Source organism: Streptomyces sp. Act143, from assembly GCF_003143935.1.
Taxonomy (GTDB): Bacteria; Actinomycetota; Actinomycetes; order Streptomycetales; family Streptomycetaceae; genus Streptomyces.
On the sequence record NZ_QFRX01000001.1, the window covers coordinates 7,976,653 to 8,002,281 of the forward strand.

21 protein-coding genes are annotated in these 25,629 nt (G+C 71.2%); 10 read left to right on the forward strand and 11 right to left on the reverse strand.

From position 1 onward, the window contains the following. Position 1: 1 nt before the first annotated feature. The 7 genes from DI272_RS36415 to DI272_RS36440 form a co-directional block, all read right to left on the reverse strand. Positions 2-1,828, reverse strand: a complete 1,827-nt coding sequence (locus DI272_RS36415; RefSeq protein WP_109499437.1) for a branched-chain amino acid ABC transporter permease — start codon at positions 1,826-1,828, stop codon at positions 2-4. Between the two features lie 5 nt (positions 1,829-1,833). Beyond that, the gene (locus tag DI272_RS36420; RefSeq protein ID WP_109499438.1) at positions 1,834-2,766 is read right to left on the reverse strand and encodes a branched-chain amino acid ABC transporter permease; all 933 of its coding nucleotides are present in this window, start codon (positions 2,764-2,766) and stop codon (positions 1,834-1,836) included. 130 nt (positions 2,767-2,896) lie between these two features. Beyond that, a complete protein-coding gene (locus DI272_RS36425; RefSeq protein WP_109499439.1) occupies positions 2,897-4,126 on the reverse strand; it encodes a branched-chain amino acid ABC transporter substrate-binding protein in 1,230 nt (409 codons plus the stop codon). Positions 4,127-4,413: 287 nt separating this feature from the next. Further along, a complete protein-coding gene (locus tag DI272_RS36430) occupies positions 4,414-5,022 on the reverse strand; it encodes a Tat pathway signal sequence domain protein (protein ID WP_109499440.1) in 609 nt (202 codons plus the stop codon). Then, positions 5,019-5,255 (reverse strand): hypothetical protein, encoded by a 237-nt coding sequence (locus tag DI272_RS44290; RefSeq protein WP_146238417.1) that lies wholly within the window; start codon positions 5,253-5,255, stop codon positions 5,019-5,021. Before DI272_RS44290 ends, DI272_RS36430 begins: the two co-directional genes overlap by 4 nt. 49 nt (positions 5,256-5,304) lie before the next feature. Further along, positions 5,305-5,793, reverse strand: coding sequence for a PaaI family thioesterase (locus DI272_RS36435; RefSeq protein ID WP_109499441.1), 489 nt, complete (start codon positions 5,791-5,793; stop codon positions 5,305-5,307). 59 nt (positions 5,794-5,852) lie between these two features. Next, entirely contained in the window at positions 5,853-8,132 is a 2,280-nt protein-coding gene (locus DI272_RS36440; protein WP_109501235.1) for an FdhF/YdeP family oxidoreductase, read from the reverse strand. A gap of 427 nt (positions 8,133-8,559) precedes the next feature. On the opposite strand from DI272_RS36440, the gene polA reads away from it, so the two are divergent. Together polA and DI272_RS36450 are read left to right on the forward strand one after the other, a co-directional pair. Continuing rightward, entirely contained in the window at positions 8,560-11,286 is a 2,727-nt protein-coding gene (gene polA / locus DI272_RS36445) for a DNA polymerase I (RefSeq protein ID WP_109499442.1), read from the forward strand. 432 nt (positions 11,287-11,718) lie between these two features. Then, positions 11,719-12,144, forward strand: a complete 426-nt coding sequence (locus tag DI272_RS36450; protein ID WP_181387433.1) for a hypothetical protein — start codon at positions 11,719-11,721, stop codon at positions 12,142-12,144. On the opposite strand, the gene DI272_RS36455 is transcribed toward DI272_RS36450, so the two are convergent. Then, positions 12,056-12,919 (reverse strand): DUF4184 family protein, encoded by an 864-nt coding sequence (locus DI272_RS36455; protein WP_109499443.1) that lies wholly within the window; start codon positions 12,917-12,919, stop codon positions 12,056-12,058. The two genes, DI272_RS36450 and DI272_RS36455, sit on opposite strands and share 89 nt — an antisense overlap. Before the next feature lie 276 nt (positions 12,920-13,195). Here DI272_RS36455 and DI272_RS36460 point away from each other — a divergent pair, with 276 nt between their 5' ends. The 3 genes from DI272_RS36460 (at position 13,196) to DI272_RS36470 (ending at position 16,210) form a co-directional block, all read left to right on the forward strand. After that, complete coding sequence (locus DI272_RS36460; protein WP_109499444.1) at positions 13,196-14,914, forward strand: lytic transglycosylase domain-containing protein; 1,719 nt, start codon at positions 13,196-13,198, stop codon at positions 14,912-14,914. 150 nt (positions 14,915-15,064) lie between these two features. Then, complete coding sequence (locus tag DI272_RS36465) at positions 15,065-15,199, forward strand: SPW_0924 family protein (protein ID WP_109499445.1); 135 nt, start codon at positions 15,065-15,067, stop codon at positions 15,197-15,199. A gap of 21 nt (positions 15,200-15,220) precedes the next feature. Continuing rightward, positions 15,221-16,210, forward strand: coding sequence for a DUF3068 domain-containing protein (locus tag DI272_RS36470; RefSeq protein WP_109499446.1), 990 nt, complete (start codon positions 15,221-15,223; stop codon positions 16,208-16,210). Here the strand turns inward: DI272_RS36470 and DI272_RS36475 are convergent. Together DI272_RS36475 and DI272_RS36480 are read right to left on the reverse strand one after the other, a co-directional pair. Then, a complete protein-coding gene (locus tag DI272_RS36475; RefSeq protein WP_109499447.1) occupies positions 16,200-19,028 on the reverse strand; it encodes an ATP-dependent helicase C-terminal domain-containing protein in 2,829 nt (942 codons plus the stop codon). The two genes, DI272_RS36470 and DI272_RS36475, sit on opposite strands and share 11 nt — an antisense overlap. Before the next feature lie 4 nt (positions 19,029-19,032). Beyond that, positions 19,033-19,845, reverse strand: a complete 813-nt coding sequence (locus tag DI272_RS36480) for a class I SAM-dependent methyltransferase (RefSeq protein ID WP_109499448.1) — start codon at positions 19,843-19,845, stop codon at positions 19,033-19,035. Between the two features lie 366 nt (positions 19,846-20,211). On the opposite strand from DI272_RS36480, the gene rpsA reads away from it, so the two are divergent. The 4 genes from rpsA to DI272_RS36500 all read left to right on the forward strand — a co-directional run bounded on the left by rpsA (position 20,212) and on the right by DI272_RS36500 (position 24,289). Continuing rightward, positions 20,212-21,708, forward strand: a complete 1,497-nt coding sequence (gene rpsA, locus DI272_RS36485; protein WP_031166273.1) for a 30S ribosomal protein S1 — start codon at positions 20,212-20,214, stop codon at positions 21,706-21,708. A 494-nt stretch (positions 21,709-22,202) separates the two neighbouring features. Then, complete coding sequence (locus DI272_RS36490) at positions 22,203-23,141, forward strand: PAC2 family protein (protein ID WP_109499449.1); 939 nt, start codon at positions 22,203-22,205, stop codon at positions 23,139-23,141. Between the two features lie 45 nt (positions 23,142-23,186). Further along, on the forward strand, positions 23,187-23,858 hold the full coding sequence (gene coaE, locus DI272_RS36495; protein ID WP_109499450.1) for a dephospho-CoA kinase: 672 nt from the start codon (positions 23,187-23,189) through the stop codon (positions 23,856-23,858). 50 nt (positions 23,859-23,908) lie between these two features. After that, positions 23,909-24,289 carry a tetratricopeptide repeat protein gene (locus DI272_RS36500; protein WP_109499451.1) on the forward strand — a complete coding sequence of 127 codons (381 nt, stop codon included), beginning with the start codon at positions 23,909-23,911 and terminating at the stop codon, positions 24,287-24,289. Positions 24,290-24,293: 4 nt separating this feature from the next. Here DI272_RS36500 and DI272_RS36505 read toward each other — a convergent pair whose 3' ends face one another. Continuing rightward, positions 24,294-24,614 (reverse strand): DUF6343 family protein, encoded by a 321-nt coding sequence (locus tag DI272_RS36505; protein ID WP_109499452.1) that lies wholly within the window; start codon positions 24,612-24,614, stop codon positions 24,294-24,296. A 49-nt stretch (positions 24,615-24,663) separates the two neighbouring features. On the opposite strand from DI272_RS36505, the gene DI272_RS36510 reads away from it, so the two are divergent. Further along, positions 24,664-25,596 (forward strand): acyltransferase domain-containing protein, encoded by a 933-nt coding sequence (locus DI272_RS36510; RefSeq protein ID WP_109499453.1) that lies wholly within the window; start codon positions 24,664-24,666, stop codon positions 25,594-25,596. Positions 25,597-25,629 lie beyond the last annotated feature (33 nt).

The following is a 25,629-nucleotide window of genomic DNA, read 5'->3' on the forward strand; positions in this document are numbered from 1 at the left end:
GTCAGGCCCCTGTCTTGCTGAGGACTGCGGGCGCTTCGGCCTCTTCGTGGAATTCGAGCTGGCGGCGCCGGTTGGGGATGAGGCCCTCGGGGCGGAACCGCATGAGGAGGACGAGCGCGAGTCCGAAGGCGAAGAGCTGGTAGTCGCCGAGGAACTGGAGCTTGGCCGGGATGAGGTAGAGCAGTGCGGCGCCGACGAGGGGTCCGGCGATGGTGCCCATGCCGCCGAGGACGACCGCGGCGAGCAGGAACGCCGAGTTCGGCGGGACGACGTGGGCGAACTGGTACTGCTCGGGGGTCACGGTGTAGGTGACGTGGGCCTGCACGGAGCCGGCGAGGCCGGCCAGCGAGGCGCCGAGGGCGAAGGCGATCAGCTTGACGCGGAAGCCGTTGATGCCCATGGCGAGCGCGGCGGTCTCGTCCTCGCGGATGGCGATCCAGGCACGGCCGATGCGCGAGTCGCTGCTGCGCTGGAAGACCACCACGACGACGAGGGTGATGAGCAGCATCAGCAGGAAGTAGTTGGCGAAGCGCGCGATGGTGAAGCCGAGGATGTCGTGCGACTGGCCGAAGTCGAATCCGAGGATGTCGAGGTTCGGGATCGAGGAGATGCCGTTGGAGCCGTTGGTGATGTCGGGTCCGGAGGTGCCGTCCATGTTGAGGACGGTGATGCGGAAGATCTCTCCGAAGCCGAGGGTCACGATGGCGAGGTAGTCGCCGCGCAGCCGCAGGGTGGGGGCGCCGATGAGGACGCCGAAGACCATGGCGACGGCGGCGCCGAGCAGTGCCGACAGCCAGAACGGCAGGTGGACGTCGAAGGGCGAGGCCGGGGAGCCGGAGACCATGGCCGCGGTGTAGGCGCCGACGCCGAGGAAGGCGACGTACCCGAGGTCGAGGAGGCCGGCGAGGCCGACGACGATGTTCAGACCGAGGGCGACGGTGGCGAAGATCAGGATGTAGACGCCGATGGTCGCGTACTGGTCGTCGGACTGGGTGAACGGGAACAGCGCGGCGGCGATGAAGGCGCCGAACATGGTGATGGTGCGGTGCTTGCCGGTGATCGCCGAGACCCGGGCCACGAGCCCGGCCTTGGCGAGGGCGGCGAAGAGGAAGCCGACGGTGAGGAGGAAGCCGACGAAGAGTTCGTCGTACTCGGTGCCGATGCCGTAGGTGAAGACGGTCAGGCCGACGGCCATGGCGGCGACGATGACGAGGATCTCGGCGTAGGTGGGCAGCGCGGGGGCCTTGCGGGGCGTGCCGGAGGCAATGGCGGCCTTGAAGACCGACCAGTTGTGGCGCGCGGTGTGCTTGAACTGCTCCCAGCCGGTGTCGTCGGGGTCGACCGGGTCGGGCTCGGGGCGCTCGAAGGTCAGGGAGAAGGCGCCGAGGAGTGCGGCCAGGGTGACGATCGCGACGATGTAGCCGCCGGGTTCGAGGTTGACGACGCCGCCGAGCTCGGTGCTGATCGCGATGACCGTGTACCAGGCGGTGGCGAAGGTGCCGAGTGCGGCGAGCTTGATGGAGCTGTCGGCCCCCGCGGGGGTGAGCCAGCGCAGGCCCTTGATGCCGTAGGAGGCGAGCCCGAAGAGGGCGGTGAGGGCGCCGCCGATGAGGACGAGGACCTGGAGGCCGCCCGGGTAGCCGTAGACGGTGAGGTCGCCGGGGAATTCGGAGGTCCAGGTCCAGGCGAGGAAGGTGGAGACGACGGCGAGGGCGCCGCCGGCGGTGGCGAGGGCGCGGCCGACGTTCTCGGGGAGGCCGATGAGGCCCTTGGGGGCGCTGTCCTTGTTGACGGGGGCGCCGGTGCTTTCGGTGGTCTGTGTCGTCATCGGTGTCACGCCCTGTCCGCGACGCGCTCGCCGAGCAGGCCCTGTGGCCTGACGAGGAGTACGAGGATGAGGAGTACGAAGGCCCAGACGTTGGCCCAGGACTGGCCGCCGAGGAGGTCGAAGCCGGGGACGTCGGCGATGTAGGCGGTGGCCATGGTCTCGGCGAGGCCGAGGACGAGGCCGCCGAGCATGGCGCCGTAGATGTTGCCGATGCCGCCGAGGACCGCGGCGGTGAAGGCCTTGAGGCCGAGGATGAAGCCCATGCGGAACTGGACCTGGCCGTACTTGAGGCCGTAGGCGACGGCTCCGACGGCGGCGAAGAGGGCGCCGAGGGCGAAGGCGACCACGATGATGCGGTCGGTGTTGATGCCCATGAGCTTGGCGGTGTCCGGGTCCTGCGCGGTGGCCTGCATGCCGCGGCCGGTGCGGGTCTTCATGACGAAGTAGGCGAGGATCGCCATGCTGATGGGGGCGGCGATGAACAGGAAGACGTCGCCGGTCTGGATGGTGACGCTGCCGATCTCGAAGGGTCCGCCCGGGATCTCGGGGAAGTTGATGGACTCCTTGGCGCCGGGGTACCAGGCCCACACCGCCTGCTGGAGGGCGAGGGAGAGGCCGATGGCGGTGATGAGGGGCGCGAGGCGTGGGGCGGTGCGCAGGGGGCGGTAGGCGAACCGTTCCGCTCCGACGGCGACGAGGACTGCCGCGATGACGGCCCCCACGAGCATCAGGGGCAGGGCGATCCACATGGTGGTGCCGTCGGGCAGTACGTACAGGTAGACCGTGAGGGCTCCGAACCCTCCGATCATGAAGATCTCGCCGTGGGCGAAGTTGATGAGCTGGACAATGCCGTAGACCATTGTGTAGCCGATGGCGACCAGCCCGTACATTGCTCCTAGTAGCAGGCCGTTGACCAGCTGCTGCGGCAGTTCGTTCACCGCATGTCCTCCGAGGTTTCGGATGTTCGACGAATGTGACCGGATGTGTGTCCGTGACCGGATGTGACTCCGCGCGGGGCGCCTGTGGAACAGCGCCCCGCGCGGCTCAGGTGTGGTGCGGGTCGGTGGATCAGCCGGTGTAGGTACCGGACTTGACGGCCTTCCAGGCACCGTTCTCGACGGCGTAGACGGTGAGCTGCTTGTTGGTGGCGTCACCGTACTCGTCGAAGGAGACCTTGCCGGTCACACCGTCGAAGGAGACGTTCTGGGTGGCGGCGGTGATCTTCTCGCGGGCGTCGGACGGCAGCTTGCCGCCGTTGTCCTCGACGACCTTCTTCACGGCGAGGATGATCGCCCAGGCGGCGTCGTAGGAGTAGCCGCCGTAGGCCGCGTACTCCTCCTTGTAGCCGGCCGCCTTGTAGTCCGCGACGAACTGCTTGGCGGAGTCGAGCTCCTCGACCGGGGCGCCGACCGAGGTGGCGAGGTCACCGGCGCTGCCGGCACCGGCCAGCTCGACGAAGGTCGGGTCGTAGATGCCGTCGCCGCCGACCAGCGGGATCTTGGCGCCGGAGGCCTTGATCTGCTTGCTGAGCGGGCCGGCCTGCGGGTACTCGCCGCCGTAGTAGACGACGTCGGCGCCGGAGTTCTTGACCTTGGTGGCGACCGCCGAGAAGTCCTTGGTGTCGGGGTCGATGTGGTCGGTGCCGACGACCTTGCCGCCGAGCTTCTTGAACTCACCGGTGAAGGTCGCGGCGAGGCCGGCGCCGTAGGTCTTCTTGTCGTCGATGACGAAGACCTTCTTCTTCTTGGCGTCGTTGTAGACGTACTGCGCGGCGAACGGGCCCTGGATGGCGTCCGTGGTCGCGGTGCGGAAGTACGACTTGTAGGTGCGGACCTTCTTGGTCTGCCAGTCGACACCCTGGGTGAGCGCCGGGCCGGTGTTGGCCGGTGAGATCTGGACGAGCTTGGCGTCGTCGAAGACCTTCTGCATCGACTCGGCGACGGAGGAGTTCAGCGGACCGACGACACCCATGACGGACTTGTCGGACTGGAGCTGGACCGCGTTGGCCTGGCCCGAGGAGGGCTGCGCCTGGTCGTCCAGGGCCTTGATCTCGAAGGTGACGCCGTCGACGAGCTTCTGCTTGTTGGCGTTCTTCGCGGCGAGGTCGACGGAGTTCTTGATGCCGAGGCCGAGCGCGGAGAGGTCACCCGTGAGCGGCGCGTCGACGCCGATGACGACCTTGGTGCCGCCGCTACCGGAGTCCGAGCCGCCGTCGTCGTCGCGCGAGCCGCAGGCGGTGAGGGTGAGTGCTCCCGCCGCCAGCGCGGCGGTGATGGTGATGAGCGAACGTTGACGCACGATTCGTCCTTTCACTGGCGCGGCGCTCCCCCCTGGAAGCGGCCGAGTCTCTGCGCTGGTCCGTTGTGAGATTCCTTGGCGCGGTGACTGGGCGTGACTCTAAGCGCGTGCAGGGAGGGTGGAGGAGGGTCTGACGGAGGCTGTGACGCTCTTGTTATGACACGTCGTAATGCAGAGCGGTACTGAGTGGGTGGAACAGCGGAATTCAGGCCGATTCGCCCTGTCCGCATTGTGAGAACCCGCAGGACTCGATGCAACTTGTTCAGGCGTCTCAGGGGTTTTGGTAATTACCCGGAACCGTTGCTGCAGGCGACTTGTAGGGCCTCTGACAGGTGCTGGGCGTATCGCTGTCCGAGGATGAAACTGTGAACCTCTATTGCGCGCGTATTACGTAGAGTTACGTCAAGGAAAGGGAGTCCGGCGTTCCATGGCACTTTCCTGCATTGCGCCACATGCACCGTGATGACGATCTTGCGGCTGGTCCCCGCGCTCGTCCGGAAAGGGGCTTTTGGTGTGGAGGTCACCGACATGCCGGTGTAGGGCTGGGAAATTCCGGTGACGGTGACCGGCGGGCCGGTCAGCACGCTCAGTTCCACGCCGAAACTGAAGCTCCGGGGACCGGAGTTCGCGGGGGTCGGCTCTCCGCTGAGGTAGCGCATGTCCGTCACCTGGGACGGGTACGGCGGCTCCGGCGGCGCGGGCGGCTGCGGCCGGGTCGCGTACAGGTAGCCGCCCCCCGCGAGGAGGGCCACGGCGGTCGCGGTGGCGAGGACGGCACGCCGGTGGCTGCCGTACAGCTCGGCGAGGCGGCCGTGCGGCCGGGGCGGGCCGGTGGGGTCCAGCACCTCCCAGGGGTGCGTGCCCTCACCCGGCTCGACCGGCCCTACGCCGCTCACTGCGGTGGCCTCTCGCCGGGGCCGCGGTCGCGGTGGCGCCGGAAGGGGGCGCGGTGGCGCTGGAGGGGGCCGCAGTGGCGCTGCTGCGCGCCGTCGCCGGGTGGCTGACGGCCGGTCAACTCGTGGGCGGGCGGCGGCATCACCGCGTGCCCGGTCATGCCCCGGACCGCGTTCCCGGTCCTGCCCCCGGTCCTGCCCCCGGCACCGCGCGCGGGGGCGCCTCCCGTCCTCATGCCCCGACGCTAGGCCGTGGGGGGCGGTCGGGGCCAGAGGTCCTCAAGGTCAGCCGGCGGCCCCGGCGGGGGCGGCGTCGCCGGGGTTCACGTCCCGCAGCAGACAGGTCAGCCGCGCGGTGCACACCCGCCGCCCCTCCTCGTCGCTGATCACGATCTCGTACGTCGCCGTCGACCGCCCCCGGTGCACGGGCGTGGCCACGCCGGTCACCAGGCCCGAGCGCGCCCCCCGGTGATGGGTGCAGTTCAGGTCCACGCCGACGGCGATCTTCGAGCTGCCGCCGTGCAGCATCGAGCCGACCGAGCCGAGGGTCTCGGCGAGGACGGCGGAGGCGCCGCCGTGCAGCAGTCCGTACGGCTGGGTGTTGCCCTCCACGGGCATCGTGCCGACGACCTTGTCCGCCGAGGCCTCGACGATCTCGACGCCCATACGGGTGCCGAGGTGTCCGGCGGAGAACAGGGCCGGGAGGTCCACGCCGAGCGTGGCGTACTCGTCGATGACCTCTTGCGGGAACTTCACGTGCTGCTGCTCGCCCATGGGGCCCGGCTCCGTTCGTCGGGATCGCTCACGTAGGGATCACTCGGCTGACCAAACGCTCAGTCGGTCGCCGATTGTTCCAGACGGACCACGACGGACTTGCTGGCCGGGGTGTTGCTGGTGTCGGCGGTGGCGTCCAGCGGGACGAGGACATTGGTCTCGGGGTAGTAGGCGGCGGCGCAGCCGCGCGCGGTCGGGTAGTGCACGACGCGGAAGCCCCGGGCCCGGCGCTCCACGCCGTCCTTCCACTCGCCGACCAGGTCCACGTAGGAGCCGTCGGCGAGCTTCAGCCGCGCCGCGTCCTCGGGGTTGACCAGGACGACCCGGCGGCCGTTCCTGATGCCGCGGTAGCGGTCGTCCAGGCCGTAGATGGTGGTGTTGTACTGGTCGTGCGAGCGCAGGGTCTGCAGCAGCAGCCGGCCCTCGGGGAGCTCCGGGTACTCGACGGGCGCGGCGGTGAAGTTGGCCTTGCCGGTGGCCGTCGGGAAGCGGCGCTCGTCGCGCGGGGCGTGCGGGAGGGCGAAACCGCCCGGGCGGGCCACGCGCGCGTTGAAGTCCTCGAAGCCGGGGATCACGCGCGCGATGCGGTCCCGGATCGTGGCGTAGTCCTTCTCGAACTCCTCCCAGGGCGTGCGGGAGTCGTCGCCGAGCACGCGGCGCGCGAGGCGGGCCACGATGGCGGGCTCGGACAGCAGGTGGCTGCTCGCGGGCTCCAGGCGGCCCTGGGAGGCGTGCACCATGCCCATCGAGTCCTCGACGGTCACGAACTGCTCGCCGCTGCCCTGGAGGTCGCGCTCGGTGCGGCCGAGGGTGGGCAGGATCAGGGCGCGCGCGCCGGTGACGGCGTGTGAGCGGTTGAGCTTCGTCGACACGTGGACGGTCAGGCGGGCGCGCCGCATGGCCGCCTCGGTGACGTCGGTGTCGGGGGAGGCGGAGACGAAGTTGCCGCCCATGGCGAAGAAGACCTTCGCCTTGCCGTCGCGCAGTGCCTCGATGGCGCGTACGACGTCGTAGCCGTGCTCGCGCGGGGGCGCGAAGCCGAACTCCTTCTCCAGGGCGTCCAGGAAGGCGGGGGCGGGGCGTTCGAAGATGCCCATGGTGCGGTCGCCCTGCACGTTGGAGTGGCCGCGCACCGGGCACACGCCCGCGCCCGGGCGGCCGATGTTGCCGCGCAGGAGAAGGAAGTTGACGACCTCGCGGATGGTTGGCACGGAGTGCTTGTGCTGGGTGAGGCCCATCGCCCAGCAGACGATGGTGCGCTGCGAGGCGAGGACCATGGAGAGGGCCTGCTCGATCTCCGCGCGCGTGAGGCCCGTCGCGGTGAGCGTCTCGTCCCAGTCGGCGGCGCTGGCGGCCTCGGTGAACTCCTCGAAGCCGTGGGTGTGTTCGTTGACGAAGGCCTGGTCGACGGCGCCTTCCGTCTCCAGGATCAGCTTGTTCAGGAGGCGGAAGAGGGCATGGTCGCCGCCGATGCGGATCTGGAGGAACAGGTCGGTCAGGGCGGCGCCCTTGAGCATGCCCTGCGGGGTCTGCGGGTTCTTGAAGCGCTCCAGGCCGGCCTCGGGCAGCGGGTTGACGCTGATGACCTTGGCGCCGCCCGCCTTGGCCTTCTCCAGGGCGGAGAGCATGCGGGGGTGGTTGGTGCCGGGGTTCTGGCCGGCGACGATGATCAGGTCGGCCTTGTAGAGGTCCTCCAGAAGGACGCTGCCCTTGCCGATGCCGATGGTCTCCGACAGGGCGGAGCCGGAGGACTCGTGGCACATGTTGGAGCAGTCCGGCAGGTTGTTGGTGCCGAGTTCGCGCGCGAAGAGCTGGTAGAGGAAGGCGGCCTCGTTGCTGGTGCGGCCCGAGGTGTAGAAGAGGGCCTCGTCGGGGGAGCCGAGGGCGGCGATCTCCTCGGCGACGATGTCGAAGGCGCGCTCCCAGGTGACCGGCTCGTAGTGCGTGCCGCCCTCGGGGAGGTACATGGGGTGGGTGAGCCGCCCCTGCTGGCCGAGCCAGTAGCCGCTGCGGGTCGCCAGGTCGGTGACGGGGTGCGCGGCGAAGAACTCGGGGGTGACCCGGCGCAGGGTGGCCTCCTCGGCCACGGCCTTGGCGCCGTTCTCGCAGAACTCGAAGGTGTGCCGGTGGTCCGGCTCCGGCCAGGCGCAGCCGGGGCAGTCGAAGCCCTCCTTCTGGTTCACGCGCAGCAGCGTCAGCGCGGTCCGCTTCACGCCCATCTGCTGCTGGGCGATGCGCAGCGTGTGCCCGATGGCCGGCAGCCCCGCCGCCGCGTGCTTCGGCCCGGCGACCTCCGGAGCGTCCTGGACCGGATCACCCTTGGGCGGCTTCGTTGCCATCGCGGCGTTCTCCTTCGCGTGCACGTGTGAAGTACGTCTCCGATCCTCGCACGCAACGCCGACATCGATGGTCGCCGGGGTGCGTGGAGGGCGGAGACTATGGTTGCGTATCAAGCAATAGTTGCGGAAGAGGCAACGATGAGGATGGGGGGATAGGGGGAGACGAGGATGGGGGCAGGGGGAGGGGGCGTCGTCGGCGGTGCGTGCGTCTCCCTCTCGTCGCGGCCCGCTCGTCCGAGGTCGCCGTTTCCCGGCATGGCGGCGACACGACGCCTTGGCCGACCGCCCTGGGCGTGGCCGCACCCCCCTCATCACTCGCCCGCGTACAACCGCGGGCGCTCCCGCCGCCGTCCTGGTGCCCCCGACCTCCGTGGCGCCGTTCCGCAGGGTGGCCCGACTGTCAGTGGGTCGTGGCAGGATCGGGGTCGTGGCAGAGACAGCATCGAAGAAGACCGACAACAGCCCCGGCGGCAGCCGCCCGCGCCTGATGCTCATGGACGGGCATTCACTGGCGTACCGCGCGTTCTTCGCGCTGCCCGCGGAGAACTTCACGACCGCGACGGGCCAGCCGACGAACGCGATCTACGGCTTCGCCTCGATGCTGGCCAACACCGTGCGTGACGAGGCGCCCACGCACTTCGCGGTGGCCTTCGACGTCTCCCGCAAGACGTGGCGCTCCGAGGAGTTCACGGAGTACAAGGCCAACCGCTCCAAGACCCCGGACGAGTTCAAGGGCCAGGTCGAGCTGATCGGCGAACTCCTCGACGCGATGCATGTCTCGCGGTTCGCCGTCGACGGCTTCGAGGCCGACGACATCATCGCCACGCTCGCCACCCAGGCCGAGGCCGAGGGCTTCGAGGTGCTGATCGTCACCGGCGACCGCGACTCCTTCCAGCTCGTCAGCGAGCACACCACGGTGCTCTATCCGACGAAGGGCGTCTCCGAGCTGACCCGGTTCACCCCGGAGAAGGTGTTCGAGAAGTACGGCCTGACCCCCGCCCAGTACCCCGACTTCGCGGCCCTGCGCGGCGACCCGTCCGACAACCTGCCGGGCATCCCGGGCGTCGGCGAGAAGACGGCCGCGAAGTGGATCAACCAGTTCGGTTCGTTCGCGGACCTCGTCGAGCGCGTCGAGGAGGTCAAGGGCAAGGCGGGGCAGAACCTGCGCGACCACCTGGAGGCGGTCAAGCTCAACCGCCGCCTGACCGAGATGGTCCGCACCGTCGAGCTGCCGAAGACGGTCGCCGACCTGGAGCGCGCGCCGTACGACCGCAAGACGCTCGCGATGATCCTCGACACCCTGGAGATCCGTAACCCCTCGCTGCGTGAGCGCCTTCTGGCCGTCGACCCGGGCGCCGAGGAGGCCGAGTCGACGCCGGTCGTGACGGCCGGCGTGGAGCTCGACGGCACCGTCCTCGGCACCGGCGAGCTGCCCGCCTGGCTCACCGAGCACGGCACCGACACGCTCGGCGTCGCCACGGTCGACACCTGGGGCCTGGGCGCCGGCTCGGTCGCCGAGATCGCCCTCGCGGCAGCCGGGGGAGCGGCCGCCTGGATCGACCCCACCCAGCTCGACGAGGCCGACGAGCAGGCCCTCGCCGCCTGGCTGGCCGACGCGGGCAGGCCCAAGGTCTTCCACAACGCCAAGAGCGCGATGCGCGTCTTCGCCGAGCACGGCTGGAGCATCGAGGGCGTCTCCATGGACACCGCGCTCGCCGCGTACCTCGTCAAGCCGGGCCGCCGCTCCTTCGACCTGGACGCCCTGTCCCTGGAGTACCTCGGCCGGGAGCTCGCGCCCGCCGCCGCGGCCGACGGCCAGCTCGCCTTCGGCGCGGACGACGGCGCCGAGGCCGAGGCGCTCATGGTGCAGGCCCGCGCCATCCTCGATCTCGGCGAGGCCTTCGCGGCCCGCCTGACCGAGGTCGGCGCCGCGGACCTCCTGCGCGACATGGAGCTGCCCACCTCGGCGCTGCTGGCCCGCATGGAGCGGCATGGCATCGCCGCCGACCGGGCGCATCTGGAGGCCATGGAGCAGATGTTCGCCGGCGCCGTCCAGCAGGCCGTCAAGGAGGCCCACGCCGCCGCCGGGCACGAGTTCAACCTGGGCTCGCCCAAGCAGCTCCAGGAAGTCCTCTTCGGTGAACTCGGCCTGCCCAGGACGAAGAAGACCAAGACCGGCTACACCACGGACGCCGACGCCCTGGCCTGGCTCGCCACGCAGACGGACAACGAGCTGCCGGTGATCATGCTCCGCCACCGTGAGCAGGCCAAGCTGCGCGTGACCGTCGAGGGCCTCATCAAGACCGTCGCCGCGGACGGCCGTATCCACACCACGTTCAACCAGACCGTCGCCGCGACCGGCCGGCTGTCCTCCACCGACCCCAACCTCCAGAACATCCCCGTCCGCACGGACGAGGGCCGGGCCATCCGCCGCGGCTTCGTGGTCGGCGAGGGCTACGAGTCGCTGATGACGGCCGACTACAGCCAGATCGAGCTGCGTGTGATGGCCCACCTGTCCGAGGACGAGGGCCTCATCGAGGCGTTCACCTCCGGCGAGGACCTGCACACCACGGTCGCCTCACAGGTCTTCGCCGTCGAGCGCGACGCCGTCGACGCGGAGATGCGCCGCAAGATCAAGGCCATGTCGTACGGCCTCGCCTACGGCCTGTCCGCCTTCGGCCTCTCCCAGCAGCTCAACATCGAGGCGGGCGAGGCGCGTGCCCTGATGGACACGTACTTCGAGCGCTTCGGCGGCGTCCAGGACTATCTGCGCCGCGTGGTCGACGAGGCGCGGGCGACGGGCTATACGGCGACCCTCTTCGGCCGCCGCCGCTACCTCCCCGACCTCAACAGCGACAACCGCCAGCGCCGCGAGGCCGCCGAGCGGATGGCCCTCAACGCGCCGATCCAGGGCACCGCCGCCGACATCGTCAAGATCGCCATGCTCAACGTCGGCAAGGCCCTGAGCGAGGCGGAGCTGACCTCGCGCATGCTGCTCCAGGTCCACGACGAAATCGTCCTGGAGATCGCCCCGGGGGAGCGTGAGCGGGTCGAGGAGATCGTCCGCCGCGAGATGGCGGGCGCGGTCCAGCTGCGTGCCCCGCTGGACGTGTCGGTGGGCGTGGGACCGGACTGGGAGTCGGCGGCGCACTAGCCTCCGGCGGCAAGTCGTCGCTGTGCGGCGGAGGGAGCCGACCCGCCCCTCCGCCGCAACGCGCGAGCACTTCGGCTACCGCGCGAGCCCCCGGCAACCGCGCGAGCGCCGGTGCAGGACGCAGGACGCGGACGCAAGCCGTCTCCACCGCAACGGCGAGTACGCACGGCGGCGCATTCCGGCCGCGCCGCAGCAACCGCCCCTCGCCACGATCTGACGCGCAACGGCGAGCACACACGACGGCGCATCCCGGCCGCGCCGGACCGACCGCCCCTCCCTACGAACCGACGCGCTACGGGCGAGTACGCACGCAGCGCATCCCGGCCGCGCCGGACCCACCGCGCCTCCCCGCCGCCCGACCCCCGGCGGGCCGTCACTCAGGTGGCCCCCGCGAAAACGCCCCCACCCGCCCCCGCCCGTAAAGATGCGGACATGGGTATACGCACGCTCCACCGCCAGACGGCTCCGGCGCAGGCGACCACCGATGCGACCGCGTCCACCCCAGCCGCGCACGTCCCGCCCTTCTCGGCGGCGGCAAGCACTCCCCGCATTCCCACGGACCTCGCCACGAGGCTCCGCCGGGCGGCCGAGGACGTCCGACACCGGCTCACGCACCGGGACTGGCTCACGCAGCGGGACTGGCTCACCCGGCAGGACCTGCGCCTGTGGGCCGACCAGGCCCGCGGCTATCTGGCGCTGCTCCTCACGGCCGTGCCCCGCTCCCGCCCGGTGCGCACCATGACCGTGTTCATCGCGACGGTCGGCACGGTCACCGACGCCCCGGACGGCTCGGCTCCCGGCCGGTCCGGCCGGTCCGGCCGGTCCCGTCGGGCACCCGAACCGGGCGCCACACCCTGACCGCCACGGCGTACCCCAGCACCCCCAGCACGAGCCCCGCGCCCACGCCGAAGCAGAGCGTCGGGATCAGCTCCCAGGGCCTCGCGGAGGACCCCCAGTAGGCCCACCACCGCGAGGCCCGCTGCACCGCCGCGACCAGCACACAGCCGCCGATGCCGGTCGCGGCCCACCACCGGTCCCGCACCGAGAGCGCCGGCACGCCCGAAGGATCGCTCACCGGCGCCCGCCGCACCCCGTACCCGACGAACACGGCGATCACCACCGCCGCCACCGCCGAACTCCCGTACTGCAGGTACCAGTACAGCGGCGACCCCGCGATCGTCTCGCCCAGCACCGGGAACAGCCGCATCCCCCACCGGTCGAAATGCGTGAACGCGTCCCACACGACATGCGTCAACGCCCCCAGCGCGGCCGACACGTACCACCGCGCCACCAGCGCGGGCCGCACGCGCGCGCGTGGCGCCCCGCAGCGCAGCAGCGCCGCCACCCGCCCCTGCCGCGCCCTCGGCAGCAGCGCCACCAAGGGCTCCCGCACCAGCAGCCACAGTCCCACCAGCGCCCACGCGATGAGCACATCGACGGTGAAGACGCCCGGGAAGGAATGTGTGACGGTCCCGAACTCCATCGCCGAGGAGAACGCGCTCGCCGCGAAGTAGGTCAGGTCGGGAGCGAAGGAACCGGCCACGAGAACGGCCGGAACCCCTCGCCCCCGGCCGGTCCCGTCGGTACGCACGACCGGCAGCACGGCAGCCGCGTGGCTGAGGGTGAACGGCAAGGGGCCTCCCAAGGCAGCGGACGGACCGGCCCAGTATGGCCAACCGGTGAAAACCGGGCACGAACGGGTGCCCGAGCAAAGGAAGTTGCCGTAGGGTCGCCTGGGTCACCCCCGCCGGGGAGCGGGGCCGGACAGCAGAACCGCATCGAACGGTCAAACAGAACAACGTACGGAAAAGCTCCACGAGGGCAACCCGCGCCGCGGGTCGATCGTCACACCATGACGAGCACGTCGGACGGAGACGGGCGCTCGGCGTCCACGGGAGGGGTTCACTTTATGTCGGCGCAATTCGGCAGGAGGCTGCGCAAGGGGGCGGTGGCCACCACCGTCGCCGCCGCGGCGGTCGCGGCACTGTCCGCGTCCCAGGCACCCGGCGTGTCGGTCGACGACAACGGCAGATCGACCACCGCCGACTCCCAGCCCACTCCCGACGCGATCGACGACGACAGCGCGACCGGCGGCTCGCCCTTCTACATGGACCTGCCGCCCCTCAACAGCCCGAACCCCGCACCGACCGAGGGCAGCGGCGGTACCGCCGCCACGGGCACCGGCGAGGCCGGCATCCCCGCGACCGTTCTCGACGCGTACAAGCAGGCCGCGGCGGCCCTCCAGGAGTCCAAGCCCGGCTGCAACCTGCCGTGGCAGCTCCTCGCGGCCATCGGCAAGGTCGAGTCGGGCCAGGCCCGCGGCGGTCGCGTCACCGCCGACGGCACCACCATCGGCCGGATCCTCGGCCCCCAGCTCGACGGCAACGGCTTCGCCCTCATCCCGGACACCGACAACGGCGTCTACGACGGCAACAGCACCTTCGACCAGGCCGTCGGGCCGATGCAGTTCATCCCCTCCACCTGGGAGTGGGCCGGACGCGACGGCAACGGCGACGGCAAGAAGGACCCCAACAACGTCTACGACGCGGCCCTCGCCGCCGGCCACTACCTGTGCCGCAACGGCTGGGACCTGTCCGTCCAGGCCGACATGAACCGCGCGATCCTCAGCTACAACAACTCCCAGGACTACCTGCACACGGTCCTGTCGTGGCTGGAGTACTACCGCAAGGGCACCCACGAGATCCCCGACGGCACCGGCAGCCTGCCCAGTCACCGCAGCGACGACAACGACAGCGCGAGCCCCTCGCCCTCGCCCACCCCGTCGGCGCCCGGCACTCCGAGCACGCCCAGTACCCCCAGTACCCCCAGCACACCCAGTACACCCAGTACGCCGGGCACCCCGTCGACGCCCGGTACGCCGACCCCCACCCCGACCGACACGGTCGACCACCTGGAGGACGCGGGCACCGCGAAGCTCACCGCACAGGCCGGGGACGCCTTCACCAAGCACATCAGCACCCGCGCCGAGACCTCGGCGGGCAAGGCCGTCGGCAAGGTCCGCATCCGCTTCACGGTCGTCGGCGACACCGACGCCACCTTCACCGGCGGCGAGAGCGTCGCCACCGTGGTCACCGACAGCTCCGGCGTGGCCGTCGCGCCCCTGCTGAAGGCGGGGGAGAAGACGGGCGACTTCACCGTCCGTGCCACGGTCGTGGGCCGCGCCGTCGCCGGTCTCGACTACAAGGCCAGCGTCACCGAGCGCGTCGCCGACTCCCTCGCCCGCACCAGCGACACCGCGCTGACCTGCACCCCGGGCGGCGAGTTCGCCGACCAGGTCGAGGTCAAGGCGACGTACGGCGGCGCCGTGGCGGACGGCGTCGCCGCCACCGCCACCCTGATCACCTCGGCGGACGACACCACCGAGAACACCAAGGGCCCCTACTTCAAGGACGCGGACGGCAAGACCGTACGCACCCTGACGGGCCTGGAGACCGACGCCAACGGCCTGCTGAAGCTGCCCAAGCTGTACGCCGACGACACCGCCGGCACGTTCCTGCTCCGCATCAACACCGCGGGCGGCGCGTCCCTGACCGTCGAACTGACGGTCGCGGCGGCCGAGCCGACGGAGTCACCGAGCCCGACGCCGTCGGCCAGCCCCAGCGCATGACTTCTCGTACGGCCACGACGGCGCCCTTCCACGGAGGGGCGCCGTCGTCGTGTGCAACGTGTTCTCATCTCGGCCGCCCGTTGCTACGGTGCCGGACCTGACGACGTATCAGTTCCCGCTGCGTTCGTTCCAGTCCGTCGGGAGGCAGCCATGCGCGCCCTGATCGCCGCCGCGACCGGTCTGGCCGTCGCGCTCGCCCTGGTGTTCACGATCACCGCGATGGGCACGCCGGCCGGCCACACGTCTCCGAAGCCGCTGCTGACGACCGTGCCGTCACACCCGTAACCGCCCGGGAGGGAGGCCGAGATGCGCCGCAAGGCCAGCCTGATCCTGCTCGCCTTCGCCGTGTTCTTCGCGGCACTGTCCCCGATGCTGCGCTGGTACGCCTTCCCGCGCCTGGCCAAGATCCCCGCGGACCAGTACCAGGACATGGTCCTGGAGGCCAAGGACGCCACCCTCGTCGACAACTCCCTCCAGGAGAAGAAGGTCTCCAAGATCACCATCGTGCAGACCCTCAAGGGCAACGTGGAGGCCTCGGAGAAGATCGAGAAGACGCTCGGCCGGGACGTCGTCGTCTGGGACAGCCTGTCCTACGCCCAGGACCCCGACGGCAAGATGGTCGCCTATATCCCCGAGCGCTACATCTTCGACGCGCACAGTCAGGACCCCGTCCACGCCACCGGCGAGATGGTCGACGGCGACCCGGTCAAACGCGAGGGCATCGAGTTCAAGTGGCCCTTCCTGACGGAGAAACGGGACTACGAGTACTTCGACGCGCAGACCCGCACCAGCAGCCCCATCCACTACAAGGGGACGCAGGACTTCCGCGGCCTGGAGGTCTACTACTTCGAGCAGACCATCCCCTGGACCCAGGTGAAGTTCCCCAAGAAGCTGCCCGTGGCCGGCATCACCCCCGATCAGATCGCCAAGACCGGCATGACCCGCTGGTACACCACGGTCCGCAAGTTCTGGGTCGAGCCCGTCACCGGCGCTCCCGTCTACGGCGAGGAGATCCACAAGGAGGAACTCCGCGGCGGCACCCTCCTCGGCGACCGTGAGAAGGTCACGGCGTTCTCCGGGCACGTGAAGATGCGGGAGGACTACATCGAGCACACCGTCGACCTCGTCAAGTCCAACCGCCTGCTGGTCCTGCTGATGACGACGTACCTCCCCTGGGGCTTCCTGACCCTGGGCGTCCTGCTCCTGGCCCTGTCCCTGTGGCTGGAGGCCCGGAACCGCCGCCCGGACGACCCCGTCCCCGTGAACGCCGACGAAGCGGAACCGGTCAGCGCTTGAGGCGGGCGTTGGTGTGGCGGGTCGGCTCGGCGGACGCCGGGTCCTCCGGCCACGGATGCTTCGGATACCGGCCGCGCAGCTCCGCGCGCACGCCCCTGTAGCCGTCCTTCCAGAAGGAGGCCAGATCGGCGGTGACCGCCGCGGGCCGCCCGGCGGGCGAGAGCAGATGGACGAGAAGGGGCACCCCGGCGACACGCGGTGACTCCTGGAGCCCGAACATCTCCTGCAACTTGACGGCAAGAACGGGCTGTTCGGGCTCGGAGTAGTCGATCCGGATCCTGGACCCGCTCGGCACGGCGATCCGCTCGGGCGCCAGTTCGTCGAGGCGTCCCGCCTCACCCGAGGCCCAGGGGAGCAGCCGGTTCAGCCCCTGCCCCGCATCGATCCGCGCCAGATCGGCCCGCCGCCGCGCCCGCCCCAGCTCCGGCTCCAACCACTCGTCCACGCGCGCGTGGAGCGCCTCGTCGGAGACGTCGGGCCAGGGGCCGCCGAGGTGCAGCCGCAGAAAAGCGAGCCGCTGCCGCAGCGCACCGGCCTCCGGCGACCAGCGCAACAGCCCGAGCCCTTCCTGCCGCAGCCCTTCGAGGAGCGCCTCGCGTACGAGGCCGGCGTCGGCGTCCTTCAGCGGCCGCGAGGTCAGCTCGATCGCCCCGAGCCGCTCGACGCGCCGCGCGACGACGTCCCCGTCGGCCCAGTGGACCTCCTGGGCCTCGGAGTACAGCGGGGCGGCGGCCGACCGTGCCGTCTCCTCGTCCACGACCGCGGCGAGCTGCACGCGCGCGTGCCCTCTGCCCACGGGCCGGTCGGCGACCGCCACGGCGATCCAGGGGGCGCCGCGAAGGGCCGACCCGTCGGCCAGCTCGGCGCGGGTGCCGGAGGCCATGAGATAGGAACCGCCGTCTGCTTTCGCGACCCGCTCGGGAAAGGCGAGGGCGGCGACGATCCCGGCGAGCCGCTCATGACCGGCATCGGCCGACCCCCGATCCCGCTGCGCCGGACCCCGCTCGCTGCCGGTCGGAGACGGGTCGACGCCGGCCCGCCCCGCACCGGCGGGCGCCTGCCCCCGACCGGAGAGGGCTTGTCTCTCACTCTCCTCGGGACGAGCCTGGCTCCGTTCGGCGTGTGCTTGCCCTCGATCGGTATGGGCTCGGCCCTGATCGGCCTGCGAGCGGCGCGCGTGCGCCTGTCCCCGATCCGCGTGCGCCTGCCCCCGACCGGAGCGGGCTTGCCTCTCACTCTCCTCGGCCCGTCCCGTTCCGTCCGTGCGGTCGGCCTCGGCGTTCACCTCTGCGGGAAGGGAGTCACGCGTGGGTGAGTGGGAAAAGCCCGCCGAGGCGCCCCGCAGCCGCCGTACCTCCGCCCGCCACCGCCCCGCGTAGGCGTCGCCCCCACGGCGGGCGGCCCGAAGCGCTCCCGCGAGATCGTCGCCGTACTCCCGCGGAGCCTCCTCCGACAGCAGCGCCACCACCTCGGCCGCCCCCTCGGACCCGGCGTCCAGCAACGCCCTCCCCAACCGGGGATGCACCCCCGTCCGAGCCAGCCGAAGCCCCCGCTTCGTGGCCCGCCCGGCCGCGTCCACCGCGTCCACCGCCAGCAGCGCGGCCCGCGCCGCCGCCATCGCCCCGCCCGGCGGCGGGTCCAGCAGCGCCAGCCCGGACGCGTCAGGATCGCCCCAGCACGCGGCCTGGAGCGCGAACGCCGTCAGGTCGGCCACCTTGATCTCCGGCGCCGGGAACAGCGGCAGACGCGCGTCCTCGGCCTCCGTCCAGCACCGGTACACCGCACCCGGCGCCTCACGCCCTGCCCGCCCCGCCCGCTGCCGGCCGGCAGCCCGCGAGGCCCGCACCGTCGCCAGCGCGCTCAGCCCGCGCGCGTGATCCACCCGCGGCTCCCGGGCCAGCCCCGAGTCGACGACCACCCGCACACCCGGAACCGTCAGCGACGACTCGGCCACGGACGTCGCCAGCACCACCCGCCGCCGCTCGGAAGGGGTCAGCGCAGCGTCCTGCACGGCCGCCGGAGCCCGCCCGTGCACCTGGAGCACCTCGACGTCCCCCAGGCCGCCCAGCTGCCCGGCCACCCGCGCGATCTCGCCGACCCCCGGCAGGAAGCACAGGACGTCGCCCGCCCGCTCGGCCAGCGCCCGCCGCACCACCGACGCCACATGGGTCAGCAGCGCCGGATCGACGCGCATCCCGTGCGGCGGCCGTACCGGCCGCGCCGGCGGCGCCCACACCACCTCCACCGGGTGCGAGACGCCCGCCGCCTCGACGACCGGCGCCCCGCCCAGCAGACCCGCCCACCCCTGCGCGTCGGTCGTCGCCGACGCGGCCACGAGCCGCAGCTCCGGCCGCAGGGTCTGCCGTACGTCCCACAGGAAGGCGGCGGCCGTGTCCGCGTCCAGATGCCGCTCGTGGCACTCGTCGAGGACGACGACGTCCACGTCGGCCAGCTCCTGGTCCCGTTGCAGCCGCTGGAGCAGCACACCGGTCGTGACGACCTCCACGCGCGTGTGCCGCCCGACGACCCGCTCCCCCCGCACGGTGTAGCCGACGCTCTGCCCGGCCTTCTCGCCCAGCAGCCATGCCATCCGCCGGGCGGCGGCGCGGGCGGCGATACGACGGGGCTCGGCTACCACGACCCGCCGCGCGGGCGCGCCGTCGCCGAGCAGTCCGGCCAGCACGAGCGGCACCAGGGTCGTCTTGCCGGTGCCGGGCGGCGCGACGAGGACGGCGGTGCCGTGCCCCTCCAGGGCCTCGTTCAGGGCGGGAAGGGCACCGCGTACGGGAAGGGCGTCCAGGGCGTCGTAACGGATCACGCACTCAGTCTCGTACGCACACGAAGATCGCCGTTCCCGGGATCAGGTTGCCGCGCAGCGGCGACCAGCCGCCCCACTCGGAGGTGTTCCAGGCCGGCCACTCCGGCTCGACCAGGTCCACCAGTCGCAGGTCGGCGGCCACGATGTCGCGCACCCGGTCGCCGATGGTCCGGTGGTGCTCGACGTAGACGGCGTGGCCGTCCTCGCCCTGCTCGACGTACGGCGTGCGGTCGAAGTACGAGGCCGAGACGCTCAGCCCCTCCGGGCCCGGCTCGTCCGGGAACGCCCAGCGGATCGGGTGGGTGACGGAGAAGACGAACCGGCCGCCGGGCCGGAGCACGCGGCGCACCTCGCGCAGGACCAGGACCGGGTCGGCGACGAAGGGCAGCGCCCCGTACGCCGAGCAGGCCAGGTCGAAGGAGGAGTCGGCGAAGGGGAGGGCGCCGGCGTCGGCGCAGACCAGGGGGAAGGGGCCGCCGATGCGCAGGGCGTGCTGGAGCTGGCGGTGGGAGATGTCCAGGGCGACCGGGCGGGCGCCCTGGGCGGCCAGCCAGCGCGAGCACTGGGCCGCTCCGGCGCCGATCTCCAGGACGTCCCTGCCCTTGAGGTCCTCCGGCGGGCCGAGCAGCTCGGCCTCCACCTCGTCCAGGCCCTCGGGGCCCCAGACGAAGCGGTCGTCGCCGAGGAACGTGCCGTGCTCGACCTGGTACTCGTCCGCGTTCCGGTCCCACCAGCCCCGGTTGGCCCGGGAACTCTCTGCCACTCCCGCGTCGCGTCGGGTGGCTTCGGGCTCGAACGCCTCGCGCTCTTGGATGATCGGCTCCCTCGTCGTACTCTTCCCTCCAACCCGTCCCCACGGGTGTCACGGAAGAGGTGCCTCAGGCCTGCACGGCCTCCAGAGACAGTTCTTGTGCCGGGTATGCGGCGATCCGCCCCGGGTGTGCGCCTTCGCGCATTGACCCTGCCCGGCTGCCCCCGTATGCTACAAGTTGCGCTGCGGGCCTGCGCACCTCAGACGTAGCAGGCTGCGCTCGCATCTGTTGTATGTCCCCTCGGTTTTCGAGGCGCCATCACCGGATTCCCGGTTTGGCGCTTCCTTGGCTGTCCGGCTTCTTCAGAGCGATACGGGCTCCCGGCGTAGCAGTACCTACGACTCAATGTCCGTACCGGAGCCCTTTCCCACATGACGAGCAGCACCGAGACCACCGCCACCACCCCGCAGGTTGCGGTCAACGACATCGGTAACGAGGAAGCCTTCCTCGCCGCGATCGACGAGACGATCAAGTACTTCAACGACGGCGACATCGTCGACGGCGTCATCGTGAAGGTCGACCGGGACGAGGTCCTGCTCGACATCGGTTACAAGACCGAAGGTGTCATCCCGAGCCGCGAGCTCTCGATCAAGCACGACGTCGACCCCAACGAGGTCGTCGCCGTCGGTGACGAGATCGAGGCCCTGGTCCTCCAGAAGGAGGACAAGGAAGGCCGCCTGATCCTCTCGAAGAAGCGCGCCCAGTACGAGCGTGCCTGGGGCACCATCGAGAAGATCAAGGAAGAGGACGGCATCGTCACCGGTACCGTCATCGAGGTCGTCAAGGGTGGTCTCATCCTCGACATCGGCCTCCGCGGCTTCCTCCCGGCCTCCCTGGTCGAGATGCGCCGCGTCCGCGACCTCCAGCCCTACGTGGGCAAGGAGCTCGAGGCGAAGATCATCGAGCTGGACAAGAACCGCAACAACGTGGTCCTGTCCCGCCGTGCCTGGCTGGAGCAGACCCAGTCCGAGGTCCGCCAGACGTTCCTCACGACCCTCCAGAAGGGTCAGGTCCGTTCCGGTGTGGTCTCCTCGATCGTCAACTTCGGTGCCTTCGTGGACCTGGGTGGCGTCGACGGTCTGGTCCACGTCTCCGAGCTGTCCTGGAAGCACATCGACCACCCGTCCGAGGTTGTCGAGGTCGGCCAGGAAGTCACCGTCGAGGTCCTCGACGTCGACATGGACCGCGAGCGCGTCTCCCTGTCGCTGAAGGCGACCCAGGAAGACCCGTGGCAGCAGTTCGCCCGCACCCACCAGATCGGCCAGGTCGTGCCCGGCAAGGTCACGAAGCTGGTTCCGTTCGGTGCGTTCGTCCGCGTGGACGAGGGCATCGAGGGTCTGGTGCACATCTCCGAGCTGGCCGAGCGCCACGTGGAGATCCCGGAGCAGGTCGTCCAGGTCAACGACGAGATCTTCGTCAAGGTCATCGACATCGACCTCGAGCGTCGTCGCATCAGCCTCTCGCTGAAGCAGGCCAACGAGTCCTTCGGTGCCGACCCGGCCTCGGTCGAGTTCGACCCGACCCTGTACGGCATGGCCGCGTCCTACGACGACCAGGGCAACTACATCTACCCCGAGGGCTTCGACCCCGAGACCAACGACTGGCTCGAGGGCTACGAGAAGCAGCGCGAGGAGTGGGAGCGCCAGTACGCCGAGGCGCAGACCCGCTTCGAGCAGCACCAGCAGCAGGTCATCAAGAGCCGCGAGGCCGACGCTGCCGCTGCCGCCGAGGGTGGCGACGCCGCCGGTGCGGCTCCGGCCGCGGGTGGCGGTTCGTACTCCTCCGAGGGTGCGGACACGTCCGGCGCGCTGGCCTCGGACGAGGCGCTCGCCGCGCTTCGCGAGAAGCTCGCGGGTGGCCAGAGCTGAACGCAGGCCGCTGAGGCTTAGCCGTTGAGCTGAGGGGTCGCACCTTTCGAGGTGCGGCCCCTCAGGGTTTTCCGGTGGTGCGGTGAGCGGTGTTCCGGGTGCGGGCCGACGGGGGACTGGGCGCGCAGTTCCCCGCGCTCCTCAAGGGCGTTGCGGAACCGGACAGACACCCGAGTGACGCGTGAGTCGTCACGGGCCCGCCGCGCATCCTCGCCAAAGGCGGTGCGGCTTCCGCTGCGCACGCGGCATCGTCATCAGACGCCCCACCTGGACGCCCCCTGGCCCGACGGCACCCCGGGCGGCCCCGTCGACGTCCGTCGCGAGCGGGGCGATCCCCCGAGCCGTCGCGCTCCTCCACGCGCGCGTGCGGGCCTCGTGACGGGGTGGAGCGGCGCATGAGATGCCCGTAAGAGGTGCCTGATCAGAGGCGTGGGTGGGAATGCCCATGCCCTGGGGGGCGTTGTGCAGTACGAACACGAGGAGGAGCGGTCACAGTGCTTGATCCGCAGGGTTTGTACGCATGGGAGCCGAAGGGCCTGGCTGTCGTCGACATGGCGCTCGCCCAGGAGTCGGCCGGCCTTGTCATGCTCTACCACTTCGACGGATACATCGACGCGGGCGAGACCGGCGACCAGATCGTCGACCGGGTGCTCGACTCGCTGCCCCACCAGGTCGTGGCCCGTTTCGACCACGACCGGCTCGTGGACTACCGCGCCCGCCGACCGCTGCTGACCTTCAAGCGCGACCGCTGGACGGACTACGAGGTCCCCTCGATCGAGGTCCGGCTCGTCCAGGACGCCACCGGGGCGCCCTTCCTGCTGCTGTCCGGCCCGGAGCCGGACGTGGAGTGGGAGCGCTTCGCGGCGGCCGTCGAGCAGATCGTGGAGCGGCTCGGCGTCCGGCTCGCCGTGAACTTCCACGGCATCCCCATGGGCGTCCCGCACACCCGCCCCGTAGGCCTCACCCCGCACGGCAACCGCAACGACCTCGTGCCGGGCCACCGCAGCCCCTTCGAGGAGGCGCAGGTCCCCGGCAGCGCCGAGTCGCTCGTCGAGTACCGCCTCATGGAGGCCGGACACGACGTCCTGGGAGTCGCCGCGCACGTCCCGCACTACATCGCCCGCTCCCCGTACCCGGACGCGGCCCTGACCGTCCTGGAGGCCATCACGGCGGCCACCGGTCTGGTCCTGCCGGGCATCGCGCACGCCCTGCGCACCGACGCCCACCGCACCCAGACCGAGATCGACCGCCAGATCCAGGAGGGCGACGAGGATCTCGTGGCCCTCGTCCAGGGCCTTGAGCACCAGTACGACGCCGCGGCGGGCGCCGAGACCCGCGGCAACATGCTCGCCGAATCGGCCGACATCCCGTCCGCCGACGAGATCGGGCGGGAGTTCGAGCGCTTCCTGGCGGAGCGGGAGGGCGACAGCTGAGCCCTGCGGGACGCGATGTCAGCGGCACCCCCTAAGCTGCGGCTCATGCTGAAGGTGGGCCTGACCGGCGGGATCGGCGCCGGCAAGAGCGAGGTGTCGCGGCTGCTCGTAGAGCGGGGTGCCGTGCTGATCGACGCGGACCGCATCGCGCGCGAGGTCGTCGCGCCGGGTACGCCGGGACTGGCCGCTGTCGTGGCGGCCTTCGGGGACGGCGTGCTCGCCGCCGACGGCAGCCTGGACCGGCCCGCACTGGGGTCGATCGTGTTCGCCGACCCCGACAGGCTCGCCGTGCTGAACTCGATCGTGCACCCGCTGGTGGGCGCCCGCTCCCGGGCCCTGGAATCCGCCGCCGACGAGAACGCGGTCGTCGTCCACGACGTCCCGCTCCTCACCGAGAACGCCCTCGCCCCGCTCTACGACGTCGTGGTCGTCGTCGACGCGAGCCCCGAGACCCAGCTCGACCGCCTCGTCAGGCTGCGCGGCATGACCGAGCAGGACGCCCGCGCGCGGATGGCCGCCCAGGCCACGCGGGAGCAGCGCCTGAAGATCGCGGACATCGTCATCGACAACGACGTCCCCCTGGAAGACCTGCGGCGCCGCGTGACGGACGTGTGGGAGGAGCTCGTACGAAGAGCTCGCGCGTCCCACGATGCGGCCCAGGCGTCTCAGAGCACCCCCGAGCCGTCCCGCGGCTCGCCCCGGGCGACCCAGGAATAGCAGCCCCTCGTCCGGGCGTTGAACCCGTCCAGTGAGGGAAGGACTTTGCCGTGCCCGAGACCAGCGGTTCGACCGGACGTACTCCGGAGACGCATGTCATCGACTTCCGTGCCGCCGAGCAGCTGCTCGCCGCGCGGGACCCCAAGGGTGCGGTGAAGCTGCTCGACCAGGTGATCGCCGCGCACCCCGAGAACACCGCCGCCCGTCTGCTGCGCGCGCGTGCCTTCTTCGCCGCGGCCCAACTGCGGCCCGCGGAGCTGGAGTTCACCATCGTCCTGGAGCGCGAGCCGGACAACGCGTTCGCACACTTCGCACTCGCCCGCACCTATGAGCGCCAGGCCCGCCCCGACCAGGCCAAACGGCACTTCCGGCTGGCCGCCGCACTGGACCCGAACCCGCAGTACCTGAAGGCGGCACGCTTCGACTCGTGACGGCTCAGGGAGCGGGCCGGTCCGGAGGACCGCTCGGCCGGCGGTTCCCCGGTCGCCGGTGCGGCGGCCGGTTCTCCACCGGCCGGTACGGCGGGACGTCCGGGCCCGGCTGGTAGTGCGGGCCCTGGCGGATGTGCCGGAGGATCAAGGTCAGATCGACGGTGATCACCAGCCACAGCACCCCGCAGGCGGCCGCCCAGCCGGGACGGCCCGCGAGCGCGAACGCGGCCGTCCCGAAGACCGTCCAGACCACCCCCCAGACGCTCAGCCAGAGACGCGCCCGCAGAGCACTGCGCGCGGTCGTGGGCTCACTGCCCGTACGCATTGGGATCACCGCTCCTCTCTGAAAACGTAACTCTTCACCGGGGGAACACGTGCTGCCGGAGACCGACGATCTCGCCGAGGCGCTGCTCGACCTCGCGGTACCCCATGAGGACATCGACGAACTCGTGCGGATGCGCCGCAGGGTGACGGACGACCCGGAGACGCGGTCGCTGCTGGAGGCGTCGGCGGAACAGCTCGTCCGGGGCATGGGCGAACCCGGGGGCGGCGATGCCGACCTGACCGGGCCCGACCGGGAGCCGGGCCCGCTGCGGAGCTGCTTCCCGGTGTACGTCTTCGTCGCGGTGCTGCCGTACACGCGCGCGTACCACCGCGACCGGGGCGTCCCGGCCGACGTCTCCCGGCGCACCCTCGCCGACCTGGGGCGGAACATGGCCGTCCACCGGCGGCGGCACGGCCGGGCCGGGGTGCAGTCCCCGCGGTGGCTCACCCGTCATTTCTGCGGCGAGCTGTACCAGCTGGGGCGGCTCCAGTTCGAGCGGACGCGGCTCTGGCGGGGCGCGGCGCGGCAGCTCGCGTCCGTGGGGCTGGACGCGCCGGTCGGCACGCCGTGTCTGGACCTCCACATCCCTGACTTCCTCGGGCCCCTGTCGCCGGACGCCTGCGACCGCTCGCTGGCCCTGGCCGCCGAGTTCTTCGCCCGGTGCTACCCGGAGGAGAAGCACCGGGCGGCGATGTGCCACTCCTGGCTGCTGGACCCGCAGCTGAAGCGCTACCTGCCCGCGGACTCCAACATCGTCCGCTTCCAGGAGCGGTTCCGGATCGCCCCGCAGGACACCGAGCCGGCCGACACCGAGCCCGTTCAGTTCGTCTTCGGGGACCCGGAGTCGGCGGTCGCGGGCCTGCCGCGGCGCACGGCGCTGGAACGGGCGGTGGGGGACCATCTGCGGTCCGGCGGCCACTGGTACATCGGGCACGGATGGTTTCCCCTGCCGTCCCAGGGACTCGGTCCCTCGAACGGGTGAAGCTGTTCGGTCGGGGAACGGGCGTGCGGATGC